We start from the raw sequence: 245 nt of genomic DNA, 5'->3' as shown, positions 1-245 counted from the left end.
TTATTAGAAGCCAAAGCCGGCCTGCGTGTTTGGCTCTCGTCGGGTAGGCGTAGAAGTGAGTATAAGACGCGGCCACTTCACCGCGGACCTGATCGAGGCGTCCGCGTTCAGCAAGGGCTGGCGGACCGCGGCGACGGCGGGCGCGGTGGGCCGGCAGCCCGACAACATCGTCGGTGTGTCGGACATCTCGCTCTCGTTCAAGCAGGGGCGCGGACAGGAGCGCCCGGTGCTCGATGACATCTCAC

At 65.3% G+C, this 245-nt stretch carries 1 protein-coding gene; it reads left to right on the top strand.

Features of this window, described 5'->3' with window-relative positions; genetic code table 11:
• Positions 1 to 55 precede the first annotated feature (55 nt).
• On the top strand, positions 56 to 245 hold a 190-nt coding region (locus AMS65_RS00165), incomplete at its 3' end, for a hypothetical protein (protein ID WP_157501939.1).

The sequence above is a fragment of the Leucobacter celer subsp. astrifaciens genome (assembly GCF_001273835.1).
Lineage (GTDB): Bacteria > Actinomycetota > Actinomycetes > Actinomycetales > Microbacteriaceae > Leucobacter > Leucobacter celer.
This window is presented reverse-complemented; position numbering and strand designations above follow the sequence as displayed.